Origin of the sequence: Nonomuraea sp. NPDC051191, assembly GCF_044455665.1 — a bacterium.
GTDB lineage: Bacteria > Actinomycetota > Actinomycetes > Streptosporangiales > Streptosporangiaceae > Nonomuraea.
On sequence record NZ_JBITEZ010000016.1, the window covers coordinates 262931 to 284217 of the forward strand.

The 21287-nt window shown below is 72.7% G+C and carries 19 protein-coding genes; 4 read left to right on the forward strand and 15 right to left on the reverse strand.

Annotation, left to right across the window (positions count from 1 at the left end):
- Window positions 1-53 precede the first annotated feature (53 nt).
- The 11 genes from ACIA8R_RS40475 to ACIA8R_RS40525 form a co-directional block, all read right to left on the reverse strand.
- On the reverse strand, window positions 54-3155 hold the full coding sequence (locus ACIA8R_RS40475; protein WP_397042825.1) for a 2Fe-2S iron-sulfur cluster-binding protein: 3102 nt from the start codon (window positions 3153-3155) through the stop codon (window positions 54-56).
- Window positions 3152-3400, reverse strand: a complete 249-nt coding sequence (locus ACIA8R_RS40480) for a sarcosine oxidase subunit delta (RefSeq protein ID WP_357694204.1) — start codon at window positions 3398-3400, stop codon at window positions 3152-3154. Before ACIA8R_RS40480 ends, ACIA8R_RS40475 begins: the two co-directional genes overlap by 4 nt.
- Window positions 3400-4602 (reverse strand): sarcosine oxidase subunit beta family protein, encoded by a 1203-nt coding sequence (locus tag ACIA8R_RS40485; protein ID WP_357694206.1) that lies wholly within the window; start codon window positions 4600-4602, stop codon window positions 3400-3402. Before ACIA8R_RS40485 ends, ACIA8R_RS40480 begins: the two co-directional genes overlap by 1 nt.
- Window positions 4599-6992 (reverse strand): FAD-dependent oxidoreductase, encoded by a 2394-nt coding sequence (locus ACIA8R_RS40490; RefSeq protein ID WP_397042843.1) that lies wholly within the window; start codon window positions 6990-6992, stop codon window positions 4599-4601. The genes ACIA8R_RS40485 and ACIA8R_RS40490 overlap by 4 nt, the downstream gene beginning before the upstream one ends.
- A gap of 82 nt (window positions 6993-7074) precedes the next feature.
- The gene (locus ACIA8R_RS40495) at window positions 7075-7698 is read right to left on the reverse strand and encodes a GNAT family N-acetyltransferase (protein ID WP_357694208.1); all 624 of its coding nucleotides are present in this window, start codon (window positions 7696-7698) and stop codon (window positions 7075-7077) included.
- A 26-nt stretch (window positions 7699-7724) separates the two neighbouring features.
- Window positions 7725-8483, reverse strand: a complete 759-nt coding sequence (locus ACIA8R_RS40500) for a glucose 1-dehydrogenase (protein WP_364086703.1) — start codon at window positions 8481-8483, stop codon at window positions 7725-7727.
- Window position 8484: 1 nt separating this feature from the next.
- Window positions 8485-10761 carry a tetratricopeptide repeat protein gene (locus tag ACIA8R_RS40505; protein WP_357694211.1) on the reverse strand — a complete coding sequence of 759 codons (2277 nt, stop codon included), beginning with the start codon at window positions 10759-10761 and terminating at the stop codon, window positions 8485-8487.
- Window positions 10762-10780: 19 nt separating this feature from the next.
- The gene (locus tag ACIA8R_RS40510; RefSeq protein WP_397042828.1) at window positions 10781-11536 is read right to left on the reverse strand and encodes a hypothetical protein; all 756 of its coding nucleotides are present in this window, start codon (window positions 11534-11536) and stop codon (window positions 10781-10783) included.
- Window positions 11537-11588: 52 nt separating this feature from the next.
- Complete coding sequence (dapF, locus tag ACIA8R_RS40515) at window positions 11589-12401, reverse strand: diaminopimelate epimerase (RefSeq protein WP_364086696.1); 813 nt, start codon at window positions 12399-12401, stop codon at window positions 11589-11591.
- A 9-nt stretch (window positions 12402-12410) separates the two neighbouring features.
- Entirely contained in the window at window positions 12411-13316 is a 906-nt protein-coding gene (miaA, locus tag ACIA8R_RS40520) for a tRNA (adenosine(37)-N6)-dimethylallyltransferase MiaA (RefSeq protein WP_397042830.1), read from the reverse strand.
- A gap of 40 nt (window positions 13317-13356) precedes the next feature.
- Window positions 13357-13878, reverse strand: a complete 522-nt coding sequence (locus ACIA8R_RS40525; RefSeq protein WP_364086692.1) for a methylated-DNA--[protein]-cysteine S-methyltransferase — start codon at window positions 13876-13878, stop codon at window positions 13357-13359.
- On the opposite strand from ACIA8R_RS40525, the gene ACIA8R_RS40530 reads away from it, so the two are divergent.
- Window positions 13877-14791 (forward strand): ribonuclease Z, encoded by a 915-nt coding sequence (locus ACIA8R_RS40530; protein WP_357694221.1) that lies wholly within the window; start codon window positions 13877-13879, stop codon window positions 14789-14791. The genes ACIA8R_RS40525 and ACIA8R_RS40530 overlap by 2 nt on opposite strands.
- A gap of 21 nt (window positions 14792-14812) precedes the next feature.
- Here ACIA8R_RS40530 and ACIA8R_RS40535 read toward each other — a convergent pair whose 3' ends face one another.
- The 3 genes from ACIA8R_RS40535 to ACIA8R_RS40545 all read right to left on the reverse strand — a co-directional run bounded on the left by ACIA8R_RS40535 (window position 14813) and on the right by ACIA8R_RS40545 (window position 17056).
- Window positions 14813-15484 carry a hypothetical protein gene (locus tag ACIA8R_RS40535; RefSeq protein ID WP_397042831.1) on the reverse strand — a complete coding sequence of 224 codons (672 nt, stop codon included), beginning with the start codon at window positions 15482-15484 and terminating at the stop codon, window positions 14813-14815.
- A gap of 189 nt (window positions 15485-15673) precedes the next feature.
- Window positions 15674-16432, reverse strand: coding sequence for an isocitrate lyase/phosphoenolpyruvate mutase family protein (locus ACIA8R_RS40540; RefSeq protein ID WP_397042833.1), 759 nt, complete (start codon window positions 16430-16432; stop codon window positions 15674-15676).
- A 90-nt stretch (window positions 16433-16522) separates the two neighbouring features.
- Window positions 16523-17056 carry a hypothetical protein gene (locus ACIA8R_RS40545; protein ID WP_364086686.1) on the reverse strand — a complete coding sequence of 178 codons (534 nt, stop codon included), beginning with the start codon at window positions 17054-17056 and terminating at the stop codon, window positions 16523-16525.
- Window positions 17057-17381: 325 nt separating this feature from the next.
- Between ACIA8R_RS40545 and ACIA8R_RS40550 the strand changes: the two genes are divergently transcribed.
- Window positions 17382-17825: a hypothetical protein gene (locus ACIA8R_RS40550; protein WP_364086684.1), complete on the forward strand. Its 444-nt coding sequence runs from the start codon at window positions 17382-17384 to the stop codon at window positions 17823-17825.
- Window positions 17826-17882: 57 nt separating this feature from the next.
- Here ACIA8R_RS40550 and miaB read toward each other — a convergent pair whose 3' ends face one another.
- Complete coding sequence (miaB, locus tag ACIA8R_RS40555; RefSeq protein ID WP_357694230.1) at window positions 17883-19376, reverse strand: tRNA (N6-isopentenyl adenosine(37)-C2)-methylthiotransferase MiaB; 1494 nt, start codon at window positions 19374-19376, stop codon at window positions 17883-17885.
- A gap of 137 nt (window positions 19377-19513) precedes the next feature.
- Here miaB and ACIA8R_RS40560 point away from each other — a divergent pair, with 137 nt between their 5' ends.
- Window positions 19514-20269 (forward strand): amino acid ABC transporter ATP-binding protein, encoded by a 756-nt coding sequence (locus ACIA8R_RS40560; RefSeq protein ID WP_357694232.1) that lies wholly within the window; start codon window positions 19514-19516, stop codon window positions 20267-20269.
- Window positions 20270-20294: 25 nt separating this feature from the next.
- Window positions 20295-21146 carry a glutamate ABC transporter substrate-binding protein gene (locus tag ACIA8R_RS40565; protein WP_397042835.1) on the forward strand — a complete coding sequence of 284 codons (852 nt, stop codon included), beginning with the start codon at window positions 20295-20297 and terminating at the stop codon, window positions 21144-21146.
- Window positions 21147-21287: the final 141 nt, after the last annotated feature.

Genomic DNA, 21287 nt, shown 5'->3' on the forward strand with positions numbered 1-21287 from the left:
CCCAGACTTCGGTTTTCGTAAAGTCTAGGTATAGCAAGTACCCCTAAATGGTCTTATAACGCCAAAATGGCGTCCAAGAGCCACTCTGCCAGGTACGACGTGAACGACGACCTGACGTGGATCCGGTACACGCCGGACGTCCGCCGTTCCAGGATCACCGAGGTCTTCCCCAGGAACGTCTGGGCGTGCCCGGGGAACACGTCCGGATGCAGGTCCACGGGACAGCCGGTGATCAGGACGTCGTCCGCCGCCGGCCCGGACAGCTCCAGGATCGTGCGCTGCCCGGAGACGTCCACCCAGCCGGGACCGGGCACGGCGTCCCCGGCGACCAGCCACCAGGACGGGCCGAGCCGCAGCCCCACGCCGGGATCGGCGCCCCGGACCTCCCACATCGGCTCGAACGGCAGCTCGCGCAGCCGCGCCGACGGCCCGCTCGCCGCCGCGAACCGCCCGGCGAACGCCGCCGCCGGGCTCTCCCGCGCCGGGAGGCCCCCGAGGACCGCGGGCGCGTCCTCCTCCAGGGGGTCGCCGTCGCGGCGGGCGTTGTCCGGGTCGTACAGGACCGGCTCGACGACCGTCACGCCGTGCGCCGCCGTCCCCGACACCGCCGTGAGCCGGTCCCCCGGCACGACGTCCCTGACCATGGCCAGCGCGAACGTCCGGCCGAGCGCCGCACTGGCGTAGCCGGAGGTCACGTGGCCCAGCATGGGCGCGCCCGGCCCGCCCCTGACGAGCTGGGCCCCCTCCTCGATCGGCGTCGCGGGGTCGTCGGCCAGCAGCCCGACCAGGCGCTTGCGGCCGTCCCGCGCGGTGTCGGGGCGGGCGTGCGAGCGTCTGCCCACGAAGTCGGGCTTGCGCGGGGAGACGATCCACGACATGCCGAGGTCGTGCGGCGTGACCGTGCCGTCGGTCTCCTGGCCGACGATGGCGAACCCCTTCTCGGCCCGCAGCACGTGCATCGCCTCGGTCCCGTACGGCACCGCGCCCAGCCCCAGCACCGCCTCCCACAACGCCCTGCCGTACGGCCAGGGCACGTTGACCTCGTAGGCCAGCTCGCCGGAGAAGCTGATCCTGAACACCCGGCCGGGCACGCCGAGCACGTCCGTCTCCGCGTACCGCATGAAGGGCAGGCCGAGTGCGCCGGGCGCGACGGCGGCGATCACCCGCCGCGCCTTGGGTCCGGCCACGACCACCGTCGCCCAGTGGTCGGTCACCGAGGTGAGGGAGACGTCGAGCCGCGGCCACTCGGTCTGCCGCCACTCCTCCAGCCAGTCGAGCACCGCGGCCGCGTTGCCGGTGGTCGTGGTCATGAGGTAGTGGTCGTCGGCCAGCCTGGTGGTGGTGCCGTCGTCGAACACCATGCCGTCGGCCCGGCACATGAGCCCGTACCGGCAGGCGCCGACGGCGAGCGTGGAGTACATGTTGGTGTAGATCCGGTCCAGGAACACGCCCGCGTCCGCGCCCCGGACGTCGATCTTGCCCAGGGTGGAGGCGTCCATGGCGGCGACGGAGGTGCGGGCGGCCCGGCACTCGCGCTGCACGGCCGCCTCCATCGGCTCGCCGTCCAGCGGGAAGTAGCGGGGGCGCTTCCACTGGCCGACGTCCTCGAACACCGCTCCCGCCGCGACGTGCGAGGCGTGCATGGCGGTGGTCCTGACCGGGTCGGAGAGCGCGCCCCGGTCCCGTCCGGCCAGCGTCGCGAACGACACCGGCGTGTACGGCGGCCGGAACGTGGTCGTGCCCACCTGCCCGGGCGTGGTCCCGAGCAGGGCCGACATCACGCCCACGACGACCGCGCCCGACGTCTTGCCCTGGTCGGCGCCGGTGCCCGCGGTGGTGTACCGCTTGACGTGCTCGACCGAGCGCATCCCGGTCCCGGTCGCCCTGGCCAGGTCGGCCACGGTCACGTCGCGGTGCAGGTCGGCGAAGGCGGGCTCGTCGCCGTCCCCGTCGACCAGCCACAACGCCGCCGGTGGCCGCGGGGGCCGCTCGTCGCACTCCGGCACGCGCAGCTCGCGGGCGGCGGATCCGGCGGCCTCCCGTCCGGCGGCGTGGCCGTCGGCGATGGCCTCGCGGGTGCCGTACAGGCCGCGGCAGGCGCCCGCGGAGCGTTCGGCCTGGGCCGAGACGTGCGGGACGAACGCCTGCGACGCCTCGTCGAAGCGCACCCGTCCCTGCGACTGGCTGAACAGGTGCACGACGGGGTTCCAGCCGCCCGCCACGGCCAGCAGGTCGGCCTCGATGTGCCGCTCCCCCACCCGCACGCCGGTCAGCACGCCGTCCGGCCCGGCCGTGGTGCCGGTCACCACCTGCCCGGCCAGGGCGTCGGCGGTGAGCCCTTCGGGGCGCGGGTCGACGATCGCGGCGATCTCCACACCGGCCGCGCGCAGGTCCCCGGCGGCCTCGTAGCCGGAGTCGGCGCAGGCGAACACGACCGCGCGGCGGCCGGGGAGCACGCCGTACCGGTTGACGTAGGCGCGGGCGGCCGAGGCCAGCATGACGCCGGGCCGGTCGTTGCCGGGGAAGGCGAGCGAGCGTTCGTGCGCGCCGGTCGCCAGGACCACCCGGCGGGCCCTGATGTGCCACAGCCGCTCGCCGCGCGCCCGCCGTTCCACCGCCACCACGTAGCCGTGGTCGTGGTAGCCGACGGCCGTGGTCCTGGTGAGCACCCGCACGCCGGACAGATCCAGCGAGTCCACCCAGTCCAGCGCGGGTGCGCCGTCCAGCAGCACCCGGCTGTTCAGCAGGTCGCCGCCGAGGCGGGGCTGGTCGTCGAGCAGGATCACCCGGGCCCCGCGCGCCGCGGCGGCCGCGGCGAGCCCGGCCGGGCCGCCGCCGACCACCAGCACGTCGCAGTGCAGGTAGCCCTTGTCGCAGCGGCGGTCGTCGGCCGCGCCGAGGTCCACCCGGCCCTTGCCGCTCAGGCTCCACGCCTCCAGACCGTCGTACAGCTCCACGGTCGTGGCCGCCAGCATCGGGTCGGCGCCGACGCGGACCAGGGCGTTCGGCTCCTCGGGGCCGGCCGAGAAGACGCCGCGCGGGCGGCCGGACTCCACGCCCCGGCCCACCACGCGCACCCCGTTGCGCAGCAGCGCGGCGGCCAGCGTGTCGCCCGGTTCCCCCTGGAGGGGACGGCCGTCGAAGGTGAACCTCATGGCGCCTTCCTGATCTCGTGCGTGACCGTGTGCCGTTCGACGGTGAACCAGGTCCGGCAGCCGTGGGTGTGGAACCAGCGTTCGCGGAACCAGCCCTTGGGGTTGTCGCGCAGGAAGACGTAGGCGGCCCACTCCTGGTCGGACAGCTCGGCGGGGGCCTGCGGATACGGAACCCCGGCCTGGCCGCCGTAGTGGAACTCGTTCTCGTCGCGGGGGCCGCAGTGGGGGCAGTCGAGGAGCAGCATCAGTGGGCCACCGCCGCCGCGCCGTGCTCGTCGATGAGCGCGCCCGTGGTGAACCGCTCCAGCGCGAACGGCTCGGCCAGCGGGTGCGGCCGGCCGTTGGCGATCGTGTCGGCGTACACCCAGCCGGAGCCGGGGGTCGCCTTGAAGCCGCCGGTGCCCCAGCCGGCGTTGACGTAGAGGCCGTCCACGGGGGTGGCGCCGATGATCGGGGACGCGTCCGGCGAGACGTCGACGATCCCGGCCCACGTCCGCAGCACGCGGACCCGGCTGAAGAGCGGGAACAGCTCCAGGGCCGCCGCCATCTGCGCCTCGATCACGTGGAACCCGCCGCGCTGCCCGTAGGAGTTGTACGCGTCGATGCCCGCCCCCATGACCAGCTCGCCCTTGTGCGCCTGGCTGACGTACACGTGGACGGCGTTGGACATGACCACGCAGTCGAGCACCGGTTCCAGCAGTTCCGACACCAGCGCCTGGAGCGGGTGCGACTGCAGCGGCAGCCGGAGGCCGGCCCGCTCGGCCAGGACCGAGGTGTGTCCGGCCGAGGCGAGTGCGACCTTGCCGGCCGCGATGGGCCCGCGCGAGGTCCGCACGCCGGTCACCCGGTTCCCGGTGATCTCGAACCCGGTGACCTCGCACCCCTGGATCAGGTCGACGCCGTACGCATCCGCCTTGCGGGCCAGCGCCCACGCGACGTGGTCGTGCTTGGCGATGCCGCCGCGCCGCTGCAACGTGGCCCCCAGAACGGGGTAGCGCGCCCGGTCGGACACGTTGACGATCGGGCAGAACTTCCTGACCTCGTCGGCGTCCAGCCATTCGGCGTCCACGCCGTTGAGCCGGTTGGCGTTGACCCGCCGCCTGCCCTCGCGCACGTCGCCCAGGTTGTGCGCCAGGTTGAGCACGCCGCGCTGACTGAACTGCAGGTCGTAGTCCAGGTCCTCGCTCAGGCCCTCCCACAGCTTCAGGGAGTGCTCGTAGATGGCGGCGCTCTCGTCCCACAGGTAGTTGGAGCGGATGATGGTGGTGTTGCGCGCCATGTTCCCGCCGGCCAGCCAGCCCTTCTCCAGGACGGCGACGTTCGTCAGGCCGTGGTTCCTGGCCAGGTAGTAGGCGGTGGCCAGGCCGTGCCCGCCGCCGCCCACGACGACCACGTCGTAGGAGGGCCTCGGATCGGGGTTGCGCCAGAGGAAGCCGGGGTGGGTCAACGTCTGATCTTCTCCATCTGGGGGTCGAACAGCGGCTCGGCGGCGACCTCCGCGGGCACGCGGCGGCCGAAGTAGGAGATGTCCACCCGCGTCCCGGGTCCGGCCAGCTCGGAGGGCAACCAGGCGTAGGCGATGGGACGGCCGACGGTGTGCCCGTACGCGGCGCTGGTGACGTACCCGACGACGCGGCCGGCGTGCGAGACCGGTTCCTTGCCCATGACGACCTCCGCGCTGAGCAGCGGCACGAGCCTGCGGGACGGCTCGGCGGAGAGCGCGTCGCGGCCGAGGAAGTCCTTGTCCGCCTTGACCGCGAACCCCAGCCCGGCCTCGTACGGGTCGTGCTCGGTGGTCATGTCCACGCCCCAGAGCCGGTACCCCTTCTCCAGCCGGAGGCTGTTGAACGCGGCCCGCCCGCCCGCGACCGGCATCCCGGTGGCCATGAGCGTGTCCCACAGCTTGAGGCCCATGTCGGCGCCGGTGTAGAGCTCCCAGCCCAGCTCGCCCACGTACGAGACGCGCATCGCCAGCACCGGCACCTGCCCGACGTACCCGGACCGGCAGGTGAAGTAGCGGAAGTTCTCGTTGGACAGGTCCATGTCGGTGAGCCCCTGCACCAGCTCCCTGGCCTGCGGCCCCCACACGCCGACGCAGCAGGTGCCGGACGTGATGTCCCTGATGTGCACGCCGCGGGGGGCGTGCCGGGTCAGCCAGTCGAGGTCGAGGTTGCCGTTCGCGCCGAGCTGGAACCTGTCCTCCTCCAGCCGCGCCGCCGTGAGGTCGGAGCGGATGCCGCCGCCGGCGTCCAGGAGCAGGGTGTAGGTGACCGTCCCGGGCCGTTTGTCGACGTTGTTCGTGGTCATGTGCTGGAGGAACGCCGCCGCGCCAGGGCCGCTGACCTCGATGCGCTTGAGCGAGGTCATGTCGTGGAGCGCGACCCGCTCGCGGGTGGCCCACGCCTCGGCGGCGGCGACGGGCGACCAGTAGCGGCCGGCCCACGCGTCCCGCCGGTCGGCGCCGATCCGAGGCTCTTCGAGGCCGGCGAGCAGCGGCTCGTTCGCCTCGAACCAGTGCGGCCGCTCCCACCCGGCCGACTCCAGGAAGAACGCGCCCAGTTCCACCTGGCGGGGGTGGAACGGGCTGGTCCGCATCGGGCGCGGCGACTCCATGGGCTGCAGCGGGTGGATGACGTCGTAGACCTCGACGAAGTTCTGCCTGCCGCGCTCCTCGACGTAGGCGGGCGACAGTTGCGCCTGCTCGAACCTGGCGAGCTCGCACTCGTGCACGTCCACCTGCGACCGGCCGGTCACCAGCAGCTCGGCCACCGCCCTGGCCACCCCGGCCGAGTGTGTCACCCAGACGGCCTCGGCCAGCCAGAACCCGTCCAGGTGCGGCGCCTCACCGATCAGCGGGAAGCCGTCGGCGGTGAAGGAGAAGACGCCGTTGATGCCGTCCTCGTACTTGGACTCGGCGAGCGCGGGCAGCAGTTCGGCCGCGTCGCGCCAGGCGGGGTCGAAGTCCTCCTCGGTGAACGACTGGACCGAGGGCATGGTGGTGCCCTTCGGGCCGATCTCGTGCTGGGCGACCGGCATCGGGCGGTGGGCGTAGGAGCCGATGCCGATGCGGTCGCCGTGCTGCCGGGCGTACAGGTCCCGGTCCTGGTGGCGGAGGATGGGGCCCTCGGGCTGCGGGGGCAGCGGGCCGGACTTCGCGTACTGGTGGGCCAGCGGCAGCAGCGGCACGGTCAGCCCGGCCAGCTCGCCGATCGAGGGGCCCCAGAAACCGGCCGCGCACACGATCACGTCGGCCGGGATCGTCCGGTACTCCCCCTCGACCGCGCAGGACACGCCGGTGACCCGGCCGCCCTTCTGCTCGACGCCGATCACGGTGTGCCCGCCGAGGAACCGGGCGCCGCGTCCGGTGGCCCGCGCCGCCTGCGTCTCGCCGCACGCCACGGCGGCGGCCAGGCCGTCGCTGGGCATGTGCAGGCCGCCCAGCACCCGGCTCCGGTCCAGCATCGGCCACAGCCGGGCGCACTCCTCGGCGTCCAGCAGGCGGCCCTCGACGCCCCACGATTGCGCCCAGCCGAGCTTGCGGTGCAGGTCGGTCCAGCGCTCGGGGGTGGTGGCCACCTCCAGCCCGCCGACCTGCCGGAAGCAGTGCTCACCGAGCGCGGTGTACTTGCGCACGGTGTAGGCGGCGAACTCGGTCATGGTCTTCGACGGGTTCGTCTGGAAGACCAGGCCGGGGGCGTGCGAGCTGGAGCCGCCCGCGGCGAAGAGCGGGCCCTGCTCCACCACGGTGACGTCGGTCCAGCCGCGTTCGGTGAGCTCGTCGGCCACCGCGCATCCCACGATCCCCGCCCCGATGATCACTACGCGCGGCCGACCCATCACGCCTCCGGTTGTTCCTTATTACGCAACACGCACCGGACTACGCAACGAACATAAAGCCCCGAATCCTCGGGGACAAGAGCTAGCCGAGCGGCGAGGTGTCCCGCCCCAGGTACGTCACCGCTCCCGCGTCGGCCACCGCCAGCTCGGCGAACCCGAGCCGGTCGTAGAACGCCCGCGCCGGCGCGTTGGTGCTGACCATCCCCAGGTGCAGCCGCGCGACCCCGGCGGCACGCAGGCCGTCGACCAGGGCGCTCATGAGCCGGCGTCCCCAGCCCTTGCCCTGCCAGTCGGGCAGCAGGTCGATGTGCAGGTGGGCGGGGTGACCGGCCAGCTCGGGCACCAGCATGCGCTCGGGCCGGTGGTGCAGGGCGAGCATCACGTCGTCGGCCGTGACCGGCGGATCTGCGGGAAGGGGGCAACGTCCGGCGGACCTCGGGATCCACTCCTCGCGGTAGCGGCGGACGAACGTCGCGGTGTCCGCGGTGCCCACGACGTAGCCGACGGCCTGGCCCGTGCCGTCGTCCAGGACGTGGGCGTGCTCGGGCTCCAGGGTCACGTAGGGGACGGCGAAGATGTCGCCCATGAGCAGGTCGGAGGCGTAGTGGCCGCGGGCGTCGCCACCGGCGTCGGCGGTACGCACGCAGATGTCGTAGACGGCGGCCAGATCGGCGGAACGATACGGACGTACGAAGGGGGCGGTCATTCCCGACAACGTACTAGAAGGACCCTCTACGTGATCAGGATGCCGCCGTCGACCGGCAGCGTCACGCCGGTGACGTACGAGGAGGCGTCGCCGGCCAGGAAGACCGCCGCCGCCACCAGCTCAGCCGGATCTCCGGCCCGCTTCATCGGCACCCGCAGCTCCAGCATGCGCTCCAGGTAGCCGGGGGGATACTGCTCGGTCATCTCCGAGGCGAAGAACCCCGGCTCCAGGCAGTTGACCCGGATGCCGCGCCGGGCCGTCCACTGCTGGGCCAGGTCGCGGGTGAGCCCGGCGACGGCCGCCTTCGACGCGCTGTAGGCGGCCTGTGGCAGCCCGGCGGTGGTCGCGCCGAGGATGCTGCCGACGTTGACGATCGACGACCCTGGCCGCATCACCCGCGCGCACGCCTGCGCCATCCAGTACGTGCCGTGCAGGTTGATCTCCACCACCCGGCGGAACTCCTCGGGCCGCTCGCGCAGCGCGGGGACGGCGGTGCCGACCCCCGCGTTGTTGATCAGCACGTCGACCGCCCCGAACTCGGCGACGGCCGCGGCGACCAGCGCGTCGCACTCCTCCGGGACCGCCACGTCGGTCTGGAGGGCCAGGCAACGGCGCCCGGTCTCCTCGACCAGACGCCGGGTCTCCTCCAGCCGTTCCCTGCGCCGGGCGCCGATCACGACGTCGGCGCCCGCCTCGGCCAGCCCGCGGGCGAAGGCCACGCCCAGCCCCGACGACGCGCCCGTGACGATGGCGACCTTGCCGTCGAGGCTGAAGCGCTCAAGCACGTCAGAGCCCGTATTCCTTGACGATGCGCTCGTGCCGCTCGATCTCGACGTCGATCTCGCGGGCCAGGTCGAGCCAGGCCAGCGGGTGCACCCAGCGCTCGGTGGCGTCGTCGAGCAGGGCGTCGACCTCGGAGGCCGACACGTCCGGCGGCACCGCGACCCAGCCGAACACGCCCGGCAGCGGCTCGCCGCTGGTCGGGTGGGTGACGGTGTAGTTCTCGTCGCTGTAGACCCACATCGGCCAGCCGCGCTCGGCCATGACCTCGGTGAACTCCGCCCAGTCCTCCTCGCTCGGCGCGGCGCCGTCGAAGAAGTAGCTGGTGTAGCCGCCGGGCCGCAGGATGCGCACGGCCGCGAACGGCGGCACGAAGTTCTGCTGCTCCTGCGGGTCCTCGGGGACGGGCTCCAGCAGCTGCGGGTCGAACACGACCAGGTCGCCCGCGTTGTAGTCCATGCCGCGCGGCTGCGGCAGCGCCAGCCGGGCGGTGGCCGGGCCGGTGCGGATGGACAACACCTGGCGCTGGCCGCCGTCGGGCGCCGGGAGGATGAGCCGGATCAGGCCCATCTCCTCCTCGATCGGGCCCTCCTTGGACTTGATCGGCATGCCGATCTTGGCCGCGCCCTTGCGCACGGTGTCCCAGTCCTCCGCCGAGGTGGCCATGACGATCATGCGCCAGATGTCCTCGTCGGTCAGCTCGTCGAGCACCTCCAGCAGCACGCCGGCGGCCCTGTCGTTGTGGTCGAGCTGCTGGGCGGCGCCGGACAGCAGGCGCCTGGCCTCGATGCCGGCCCCGGCCGCGACCGCGTGCTCGGCGGCGTCGAGCGTCTCCGGCCAGCGCTCGCGGGCGCTGTGCAGGCGGGCCAGCGCGAGGTGCTGGGCGGCGTGCGGCAGCAGCGCGGCCAGCTGCTCCAGCCGCTCGTCCTGGCGGGCCTCGATGAGCAGGGTGGTCAGGTAGGCCACGTCGTCGGGGTCGGCGGAGGCGGTGTCGCCCGAGTCGACCAGCAGCTTCCAGTAGATGTCGGCGCCCGCCGAGGGGAAGCCGAGGAAGCCGAGCGTGGTGGTGTGGCGGCGGGTGGCCTCCAGGTCGGAGCCGGACAGCGGCGCGAGCCAGCCCACCCACTTCTCGGGGTCGGCGTTGAAGCCGTCGGCGGCGTCGAACAGCCCGACCCGCTCCGACAGGGGGCCGGGGGCCTCCGGCTCGGAGGTGGCGTCGGCGGCGCCGCGCAGCGCGGCGACGCGCTCGCCCAGGCCGCTCGTCTCGCGCAGCTCGGCCGCGCCGGACTCGGCCAGGTCGGCGAGCAGCCGGGCCTGCCACACGCCCTTCCTGGCGACAGCCAGGTCGCCCGCGACCAGCGCGAGCTCGACGCGGGCGCGGTAGCCGCCCATCATGCCGAAGTAGTCGATCCACTGGCGCAGCACCCGGCCGAGCTGCCAGGTGTTGGTGATCTGGGAGGACCCGGCCAGCTTGGCGACCGCGCGCGACCACTCGACGAAGACGCGCGGGTGCTCGCCGACCACGTCGAGGTCGGGCAGCGCGTCGACGGCCTCGGCCGTGCGGCCGAGCTCGGCCAGGATGAGCGCGCGGCGCACGCCCTCGCGGTGGGCCTTGGCGGGCGGGTCGTCGGGGGCGAGGTCGGCGGCGGCCTGCAGGGCGGCCAGCGCGTCGTCGGCCCGGCCGGCGGCCAGCAGCGCGCGGGCGCCCTCGGCGCCGAGCTCCCAGCTCGCCTCGCGCCCGGCCGTGCGCAGCCGCTCGACGGCGGACTCGGCGTAGGTGACGGCCTCGCCGGCCTTGCCCGCGTCGACGAGCGCCGCGACGTACTGGGTCACCAGGCCGCAGAAGGCGGGCCGCTCCGGGCTCATGCCCTCCAGGAAGGCGCCCACCGTCTCCAGCCGCTCGGCGGCGTAGCCGGGGCCGTCGGTGTTGGCCCACACGACGGCCATCGCCTCGACGGCGGCCGGGGTGGCCGGGCAGTCGCGCACGTCTTCGCGCTGGGCGAACGTGAGCAGCTGCCGCGCGTCGTCGATGGCCACCGCGCCCTGGGCCCGGTCGCCGATGCGGCCCATGAGGTGCCAGTAGCGGGCGTAGAACTCCAGCCAGGGCAGCTCGAGCGACTCGGCCTGCTGGGCGATGGCCGGGGCCATCACGTCGAGCTGCGGATACCGGCCCTCGTAGGCCTGTGCGGGAAGGTCTCCCAGCGCCATGGCGAGGCCAACGTTGCCCGCCTCGGAAAGCTGCTGCTGGGTTTCGCCGACCCAGGCCCAGATGTCCACGTCCATGGGCAGTCAGTCTGCCAGGTCAACGAGCGTGCCCAAAACGCAGAAGCTCGATCAGCTCGTCCGACTCGTTGTCGCGCAGCACCGCGAAGAACGGTGCCATCAGGTCGTCGGTGGTCTCCTCGACCTGGGCCCGCCGCGCCACGACCTCGGGGCCGGGGGTCGCGTAGGGCTCGGGCCAGGTGAAGAACCGGGCGATCGTCACGCCGTCGGCGTAGCCGAAGGGGGTCGTGTCGTGGGTGGCGGCCAGCGTCGCCTCCAGGGGGTGCAGGCCGGCCGCGAGCACCGCGTCGGCGTGCAGGCCGCCGCGCAGCTCACGCAGGACGTGCATGAGCTGGACGGCGCGCGCGGGCGGGTCGTCCGGCAGCGGCACCGCCCGCCAGCCGGCGAACAGCGGCGCCCCCACCGGCGAGGCCTGAGCGACGACGGGTTCGAGCAGCTCGGCGATCCGGGCGCAGCCGTCGTGGCCGCCCAGCTTGCGCCGCCCCCACTGCCTGCACGCCTCGGTGTAGAGCTCGACGGCCCGCTCGACAGGCATCTTCCTGCCGCCGTTCCAGCTCTCCTCCACGTGGGCGGCGGGGAAGAAGACCGCCACCGAGGTGACCACGTCGGCGTGGCACTCGCCGAGCACCCCGCACCGCCCGCGGAAGTACAGCTCGCGCGGGCCGAGTCCGTGTTCCTCGCAGATGGCCTTGGCCTCGCGGGAGACCATGAAGCCGCCGCCGTACTGGCCGATGGGCGCCTTGACCTGAACCGCCGTGGTACGTGGGTCCGCCATCCTCAACCCCTTCTCGGTTCGGAAAGTGGACCCAGCATCCCTCAGGAGAACATCATTCTGCAAGCATCAGCTCGCCGCTCGCCAGGATCACCGCCGGACCGGACAGGTAGCTCGTGTCCTCGTCGAGGATGACGGTCAGCGAGCCGCCGACGACCTCGACGGTCCAGGTGCCCGTGGTGTCGCCGGACAGGTGGGCGGCGGCCACGGCGGTGGCCACGGCGCCCGTGCCGCAGGAACGCGTCTCGCCCGAGCCGCGCTCGTAGACCCGCATCACCACACGGCTGACGCCGACCGGGTTGAACAACTCGATGTTGACGCCCGAGGGGAAGACCCCGGTGTCGAAGCCCGGCTGGTGGCTGAGGTCGAGCTGGACGACCGGGTCGCCGATCGCGCAGGCCAGGTGGGGGTTGCCCATGTCCACGCGGATACCGGGGTACTCGTGGCCGCCGACGCCGGCCACGCTCTCCCCCAGCACGACGGGCTTGCCCATGTCGACCGTGATGTCGCCGTTGGGCTCGACCCGGACCCGGCGCGGGCCGCCCCTGGTGGCCAGGCAGAACTCCGTCCCCTCCACCAGCCCCGCGTCCACCAGGTAACGGGCGAAGACGCGTACGCCGTTGCCGCACATCTCCGCGACGCTGCCGTCGGCGTTGCGATAGTCCATGAACCAGTCGGCCACCGCGGCCTGCTCGGCCACCTCGGCGTGCTGCTTGGTCCTGGCGACCCGGAGCACGCCGTCGGCGCCGATCCCGGCCCGCCGGTCACAGATCTTGGCCACGAGCGCGGCCGTCACTTCCACGCCGTCGTCGGGATCGGGCAGGATGACGAAATCGTTCTCGGTGCCGTGCCCCTTGAGAAACCGCATTGCCTGAGTTTATGCCGCACCCGGGTCGGCGATGTGCGCCAGGGATCGTTCAAGCAGGTCGGGAGCGTCGTACGGGAGCCAGCGCACCCGGGGGTCGCGGCGGAACCACGACTCCTGACGGCGGGCGAAGCGCCTGGTGGCCCTGACCGTCTCGGCGAACGCCTGCTCCTCGCTCCACTCACCCTCCAGGAAGCGGATGACCTGCGCATAGCCGAGCGCGCGGCCCGCCGTGCGGCCCTCGGCCAGGCCCTGGCCGAGCAGCGCGCGGACCTCCTCGACCAGGCCCGCGGCCCACATGCGCTCGACCCGCAGCTCGATGCGCTCGTCGAGCTCGGGCCGCGGCACCTCCAGGCCGAGCTGCACGCTCGGATAGACGGCGTCGTAGGACGGCATGGTGGCCGAGAACGGCCGGCCGGAGTGCTCGATCACCTCCAGCGCGCGCACGACGCGGCGGCCGTTGCTCGGCAGGATCGCCTCGGCGGCGGGCGGGTCGAGCTCGCGCAGCCGCTCGTACAGGGGGGCCGGGCCGCGCTCGGCCAGCTCCGCCTCCAGCCGGGCCCTGATCACCGGGTCGGTGCCGGGGAACTCCAGGTCGTCGAGGGCCGCGCGGACGTAGAGGCCGCTGCCGCCCACCAGCACCGGGACGTCGATCTTCGCGAACAGCTCCCTGGCCAGCCGCTGGTACTCGGCGACGCTGGCCGTGACCGTGACGTCCCAGATGTCCAGCAGGTGGTGCGGGACGCCGCGCTGCTCGGCGGGGGTGAGCTTGGCCGTGCCGATGTCCATGCCGCGGTAGAGCTGCATGGAGTCGGCGTTGACGCACTCGCCCCCGAGCCGGAGCGCGATGTCGACGGCGAGGTCGGACTTCCCGGCCGCCGTGGGGCCCACGACGGCGATGACTGGCTGCTGGCGCACACCGACCAGTGTGTCAACTGTCCGGGTGTGGACGGACCATCTACAGGTCGAGGAGTGTCGGCTGGAGGTATCCCTCGTGCGTCAGCAGCCAGCGCTTGGTCTCCACGCCCACGCCGCCGCTGAACCCGCCCAGCCCGTTGCCCGCGACCACCCGGTGGCAGGGCACGATGATGGGGATCGGGTTGGAGCCCATGATCGAACCGATGCCGCGGGCGGGCACGCTCGACCCGGCTCGCCGGGCCAGCTCGCCGTAGGTGACGGCGGTGCCGTACGGGACGCGGTGCAGGGCCTGGAGCACCTGCAACCGCGAGCCCGTCATCAACCGCCAGTCCACGGGCGTGCTGAACGAGCGCAGCTCGCCGGCGAAATAAGCATGCAGCTCGGCGACCGCGGAGGCCGTACGATCCGCATCATGAACCTCAGCCAGGCCGAGCCTGCCGGCCAGTCCAGCGGGGGAACCCCACCCCGACGCGACCAGCCCCCGCTCGGTGACGGCCAGGACGAACGGGCCGACCGGCGTCGGCACCTCAGCGAACGCGACCGTGGTCAGCGTGGTCATCATGTCCTCACGTGAACTCGTGGTGCTGGGCACCTCCAGTGCGGTGCCCACCCGACACCGTAACCACAACGGGTACCTTCTGCGCTGGGACGGGCAAGGCTTCCTTTTCGACCCCGGCGAGGGCACGCAGCGGCAGATGCTGCACGCCGGGCTGAGCGCGAACGACGTCCACTGGCTGTGCGTGACCCACTTCCACGGCGACCACTGCCTGGGCGTGCCCGGCGTCGTGCAGCGCATCGCCCGCGACCGGGTGCGCCATCCGGTGCGCGCGGTCTTTCCCGCCGCCGGTCAGACCTACTGGCGCAGGCTGCGGCACGCCGCCGCGTTCGCCGACACCACGGTGATCGAGGAGCATCCGGTCTCCGGCGCGCTGGCCGGGGTGGGCCCGCTGATCGCCCGCCGCCTGTCCCACCCCGTCGAGTCCTACGGCTACCGCATCCAGGAGCCACCCGGCCGCCGCATGCTGCCCGACCGGCTGGCCCGCCACGGCATCCGCGGCCCCGAGGTCGGCGAACTCCAGCGCACCGGCTCGGTCCGGGGCGTCACGCTCGCCGATTGCAGCGAGCCCAGGCCGGGGCAGAGCGCGGCGTTCGTCATGGACACCCGGCTGTGCGACGCCGTGTTCGAGCTGGCGTCGGGGGCCGACCTGCTGGTGATCGAGTCGACGTTCCTGTCCGCCGAGGGCGCGCTCGCCAAGGAGTACGGGCACCTGACGGCGTTCGAGGCGGGCGTGGTGGCGGCGGACGCGGGCGTGCGCAGGCTGGTGCTCACGCACTTCTCCGAGCGCTACGGGTTCGCCGAGGAGCCGGCCTTCGTGGAGGAGGTGCGGCGCAGCTTCGACGGCGAGGTGATCACCGCCCGCGACCTGATGCGCATCCCGGTCCCCCGCCGCCGACCCCACACCTCCACGACGTGACGCGGCTCGGAGGCTGTCCCGTCAGCTCCACACGCCAGCGAAGTAGCCGACGCCGTGGGGCGAGGACTCCATGAGCAGCCTGCCCGTCAGCGACGTGCCCTCGGCCGCGCCGGCCAGCACCTGGAGGGCCGCGCGGCCGGTCACCCACAGCCGGTCGGCCTCCACGGGGTCGAGCGCGGCCAGCGCCGCCGCGTCCGCCCTGCCGACCGCGTCGGCGATCAGGGCGTTGTACGGCCCGGCCGCCTCGTCGTACCGGCCCGGCGCCCGGGGGGTCAGGCAGGCCGAGCCGTCGGCCATGACCAGCAGCGCGACCCTGCCGAGGGCGGCCAGCTCGGCGCCGATCGCCCGGCACTCCTCCGGAGCGGCGTCGTAGGCCACCGCTGTGGCGGGAACCCCGTCACCGTCGTGGGCGGGAGCCTCTTCGGCGTCGTTCAGGAGCCGGCGGCCGACGGTCAGGGACAGCGGCAGCACGGGCCGGCCCTCGCCCACCGTGACCTCGAACCCCCAGGGCCGCAGGCTGCCCGCCGCGGCGCCGTCGTACGAGCGGGTCGTCTCGGCCCCGCCCACTACGACCAGCACGTCGGGGCGGGCGGCCCGGAGCGCGGCGACCGCGGCGCGACAGGCCGCGCGCAGCTCGGGGAGCCCGGTCACGAGCAGCGGGGTTTGCGGGCAGACGGCCGCGGCGACAAGCACGAGCGCAAGCGTACGCGCCCGCCACCCGCCCCCACCGCCCAGCCCGCCCAGGGCCCATGCGTCCCCAGCCCGCCGATCAGCCCGCCCACCACCAGGGGCCCGGCCGGACAACCCGCCCGAGAGGCACGCGCCACCACGGGCCCGGCCGGACAACCCGGGAAAGCGGCACGCCCTACCCCGGCCCGCCGGTCAGTTCGTGTAGGGGTCGCGGCCTTGGGCGATCGCGGTGAACAGGCGCTGAGCGTAGGTGTGGGTCGCCTGGTGCAGGCCGCCGCCGAAGCTGATCCTGGCCACCCCCAGCTCCGCCAGCCGCGCGTACGACGGCGCCTTGGGCCGGAACAGGATGTTCACCGGCCCGCCCACCTCGGCGACCAGGGCCGCGATCTCGCCCTCGTCCTCCAGCATGATCGGGTAAACGCAGTCGGCCCCCGCCTCCAGGTAGCGCCGCCCGCGCTCCACCGCCGCCGCCCGGTCGCCCCGGCCGAGCACGTACGTGTCCACCCGCGCATTGATCACGAGGGCGTCGCCGGCGGCCGCCCGCATCGCGGCCAGGTAGTCCGCCTGCGCCCCGGCGTCCACCAGCTCCTTGGTACGCGGGTCGGAGTCCTCCACGTTGCAGCCCACCGCCCCGGCCTCGGCCAGCCGCTCGGCCAGCTCGCCCGGCGCGAGCCCGTAACCGCGTTCGACGTCGGCGGTCACGGGCACGTCCACGGCCCTCACGATGCGGGCGACGGCGGCCATCATCTCGCCGACCGGCGTGCTCTCGCCGTCGGCGTAGCCCAGCACGCGGGAGACGGCCGCGCTGCCGGTGGCCACCACCGGGAACCCCGCCTCCTGGACGGCGCGCGCCGAGGCGGCGTCCCAGACGTTGGGCAGGATCAGCGGGTCGCCGGGCACGTGCAGCCGTCGCAACGCGGCCGCCGACGTGGCCGCTCTGTCAGTCGTCATGCCTGGAACCCTACGAGCCCGGCCGGCTCCCCAGCAGGTCCATTGCCGGCCGGAAAGGGCGAGCCACTTGCGGCGCCACTGACGACGGTCTCAGCAGCCGCTCTGGGCGCACTGGCCGCTGAGCTCGCCCGCAGGGCCGTCGGCGGGGTTGTCGCCGTCGGGTTCGGGCGCCTTGGTGGGCGGCTTGGTGGACGGCGTGCCGGGCTTCTTGCCGGTGCCCGTCTGCCTGGTGCCGTCGGAGCCGGTCGATCCCTTGTCGGCGGCGTCGGTGCCGCCGCCCGTGTCCGTGACCGCGTCGCCCATGGCGGAGTCGTCGGAACCGTCGGTGGGCAGGCCGTCGTCGGGGGCGTCGGTGGTGGCGTCGCCCATGGTGGCTTCCTCGTCGGCCTCGAACACCTCGTCGCCGGGGCTCTTGGCCGGGGACGGCCGGCCGGCGCCCTGCTCCTGCTGGGTGCTCTGGCCGGGCTTGGCCGCCAGCAGATAGCCGGCGCCGCCCGCGGCGAGCACGCCGACGAGGGCCGAGGCGGCGATGATGACGGTCTTCCTGCTCTTGCCCGGGGGCCTCGGGGACGAGCCCGGCCCGGAGAGGATCTCCTGACGATCCGGTTCGGTCGGATCATGCATGGTGGTGCAGCTCCCTGCGGTCGTATCGGGGAAAGCTCGCCGGCTTCCGCGGGTGATGGACCACACTAGCCGCATCAGCGGAATGCTCGCACACCAATCACAAAGGAATCACGACTTGTCCCCCCAAAGATCTGTTTGCCCAGGTGGCCGTCCCCGGTGGGGCGCCGCGGCCGGAGCGGCCGGGGTACTCGTCACGGCCGGCCTCGGGATATTCCTCGCATTCACCAGTTCTCCGGAATCACGCCCGCAAAGCCACCGTGAATTCGATCAGGAAACACCGCTTATCCCAAGATCGTATTTTCCTTCGCAGATCGCGGTCTCCCCGGTGGCCGAGCCGTCCCCCGCGCCGCCCATCCCCTCGGCGGGCCCGTGGTCGCCGGGCTGGATGGAGGCCGTGCCGGCGCCCGGCCGGCCCACGACGGCGACGCCGGCCAAGGGCGAGCCGTCGGCCCCGGCGGTGAAGGTCGACGTGTCCGTCCCGCCGCTGAAGGGCGAGCTGTCGTCGCCGCTCTCGCCCAAGGCGCTTCCCACGCATCCGCCGCTCGTCGCGCCGCCGCGGCCGTCCCGGCGGGCCACCGTACGCCGTCCGGCGCCGCACGCGTCCCCGCAGGCCCCGCCGCGGGAACGGTCGGTGCCCGAGCCGGACCGTCAGGCGCCGCCCCCGCCGCCGCCTCCGTCCGTACGGGCCGGGGGGCACGACCCGTGCGCCACGTTCGACGACTTCCGACGGCAGCCGTGCTACAGCTTCCTCGACCGTCTCACCCGCTGACCCACGCAGAACACCCCGCCGTCCGGAAGGGGCGGCGGGGTGCATGAACGAAATGCGTCAGTGGGCCGAGCAGGCCCCGGCGGCCGGGGCGGGGGTCGCCGGACGGCCGACGGACGGCATGCCGAGCAGCACGCCCGGCCCCTTGGCCGGGGCGCCCTGGCGGGCCTCCCAGGCGTCGCCGGCCCGCGTACGCCGCAGCGCGCGCACCGCGCCGTCGGCGACCAGGTGGTGGGGGGCGGCGTAGGTGACCTCGACCGTGACCATGTCACCGGGCCTGGGGGTCTCCTCGCCCACCGCGAAGTGCACGAGCCGGTTGTCGGCGGCACGGCCGGACAGGCGGCGCGTGGCATCGTCCTTGCGGCCCTCACCCTCGGCGACCAGCACCTCCAGCGTGCGGCCGACCTGCTTCTTGTTCTCCTCCCAGGAGATCTCCTCCTGAAGGGCGACCAGGCGCTCGTAACGCTCCTGGACGACCTCCTTGGGGATCTGGTCCTCCATCGTGGCCGCCGGGGTGCCCGGACGGATGGAGTACTGGAAGGTGAAGGCGTTGGCGAAGCGGCTCTGGCGGACGACGTCGAGGGTGGCCTGGAAGTCGTCCTCGGTCTCGCCGGGGAAGCCGACGATGATGTCGGTCGAGATGGCCGCGTCGGGCATGGCGGCGCGCACGCGCTCGATGATGCCGAGGTAGCGCTCGGCCCGGTAGGAGCGGCGCATGGCCCGCAGCACCCGGTCGGAGCCCGACTGCAGCGGCATGTGGAGCTGGTGCATGACGTTGGGCGTCTCGGCCATGGCGGCGATGACGTCGTCGGTGAAGGCGGCCGGGTGGGGCGAGGTGAAGCGCACCCGCTCCAGGCCCTCGACGTCGCCGCAGGCGCGCAGGAGCTTGCCGAAGGCCAGCCGGTCGCCGAACTCGACGCCGTAGGTGTTGACGTTCTGGCCGAGCAGCGTCACCTCCAGGACGCCCTGGCCGACGAGCGTGCGCACCTCGGACAGGACGTCGCCGGGACGGCGGTCCTTCTCCTTGCCGCGCAGCGACGGCACGATGCAGAACGTGCAGGTGTTGTTGCAGCCGACCGAGATCGCGACCCACGCCGCGTAGGCCGACTCGCGCTTGGTGGGCAGCGTGGAGGGGAAGACCTCCAGCGACTCCTTCAGCTCGACCTGGGCCTCGCCGGCCACCCGGGCCCGCTCCAGCAGCACCGGCAGAGATCCGATGTTGTGGGTGCCGAAGACGACGTCGACCCAGGGCGCCTTACGGACGATGTCGCCCTGGTCCTTCTGGGCCAGGCAGCCGCCCACCGCGATCTGCATGCGCGGGTTGCTCATCTTGGCCGGCCGCAGGTGGCCGAGGTTTCCGTAGAGGCGGTTGTCGGCGTTCTCCCGCACGGCGCACGTGTTGAACACGACGACGTCGGCCGTTCCCCCCTCGGGGGCCGGCACGTAACCGGCGTCCTCAAGCAGGCCGGAAAGGCGCTCGGAGTCGTGCACGTTCATCTGGCACCCGTATGTGCGCACTTCATACGTGCGGGCGCTCTCCTGGGTCACAGTCATGGCAGGTTCAAGGGTAGTCGTTGTCCGGCTCGCGGCAGCCGCCCCCGTCTAAAACACCAGCTTGACGGCTCGATGTGACCGGATCGGTACCACCTGGTTAGTGACCAGCGTCTTAATGACCTCTACCGTTTTGGTCCATGACGGAGAACGGCGACGCCACTCCACTCGTTCAGTTGGAGGGCGTCAACAAGCGCTTCGGGGCGTTGCACGTCCTGAAGGACATCAACTTGACCGTCTCTCGTGGCGAGGTTCTGGTGGTCATCGGGCCTTCGGGCGGTGGAAAGTCCACGCTGTGCCGGACGATCAACCGCCTGGAGACGATCGACGACGGCAGGATCGTGTTCGACGGCCAGGTGCTGCCCGAGGAGGGCAGGTCGCTGGCCCGGCTGCGGTCCGAGGTCGGCATGGTGTTCCAGTCCTTCAACCTGTTCGCGCACAAGACCATCCGTGAGAACGTCACGCTCGGGCCGATCAAGGTGCGCCGCAAGGATCGCCAGGCGGCCGACACGCGGGCCATGGAACTGCTGGAACGGGTGGGCATCGCCGCGCAGGCGGACAAGTACCCGGCCCAGCTCTCCGGCGGCCAGCAGCAGCGGGTCGCGATCGCACGTGCGCTGGCCATGGACCCGAAGATGATCCTCTTCGACGAGCCCACCTCGGCGCTGGACCCGGAAATGGTCCAGGAGGTGCTCGACGTGATGATCGGGCTGGCACGTGACGGCATGACGATGATGGTCGTCACGCATGAGATGGGATTCGCCCGCCGGGCCGCCAACCGGGTGGTCTTCATGGCGGACGGGCAGATCGTGGAGGAGAACACCCCCGACGAGTTCTTCACCAACGCGCAGACCGACCGCGCGCGTGATTTCCTTTCGAAGATCCTCACGCACTGAGATTTTGAGGCAGGTATACATGCACATGCGTCGTTTGGGAGCGGTGGTCACGGCAGCGGGCATGCTCGCCGCGCTCGCCGCCTGCGGCGGGGACAAGACCTACGCCAGCGTCCTGGAGAAGGTCCAGGACGGCGGCAAGGTCGTGGTCGGCACGAAGTGGGACCAGCCGAGCCTGGGCTTGAAGAAGGGGTCGGAGCCCGAGGGCTTCGACGTCGACGTCGCCAAGGCCGTGCTGAAGGAGATGAACGGCGGCAAGGACGCCACGATCGAGTGGAAGGAGTCGGCCTCCTCCAACCGCGAGCCCTTCCTCCAGAACGGCACCGTCGACATCATCTTCGCCACGTACTCCATCACCGAGGAGCGCAAGGCCAAGGTGTCCTTCGGCGGCCCGTACGTGATCGCGCACCAGGACATCATGGTCCGCAAGGACGACGCCGCGATCAACGCCCCGCAGGACCTCAAGGGCAAGAAGATCTGCAAGGCGGCCGGCTCCAACTCCTACAAGCGCGTCACCGACCCGCCCCCGGACGGCAAGCTCGACATCGACGCCACGACCGTCGACGCGGCCAACTACTCCGAGTGCGTGCAGAAGCTGTCGGGCAGCAACCTCGACGCCGTCACCACCGACGACCTGATCCTGGCGGGCTTCGCCAAGCAGGCCGGCGGCAACTTCAAGGTGCTCGGCCAGGGCTTCACCGACGAGAAGTACGGCATCGGCCTGAAGAAGGGCGACACCAAGACGTGTGAGGCCGTCAACACCGCGGTGAAGAAGATCTGGGACAACGGCACCATGAAGCAGCTGCTGGAGAAGTGGTTCGGCGGCATCGAGGGCCTGAAGCTGTCGGAGACCGCGCCCCCGGCCGAGGGTTGCAGCTAGTCACGCCAGAGGCGGGGGGGGGGGGGGGGGGGGGGGGGGCCCGGGGCGGGGGGGGGGGGGGGGGGGGGGGGGTGGGGGTCGGCGCGCCGTGCCATGGCGCGCAGCAGCCGGCGGGCGGCGTGGAAGTCGCCGCGCCACAGC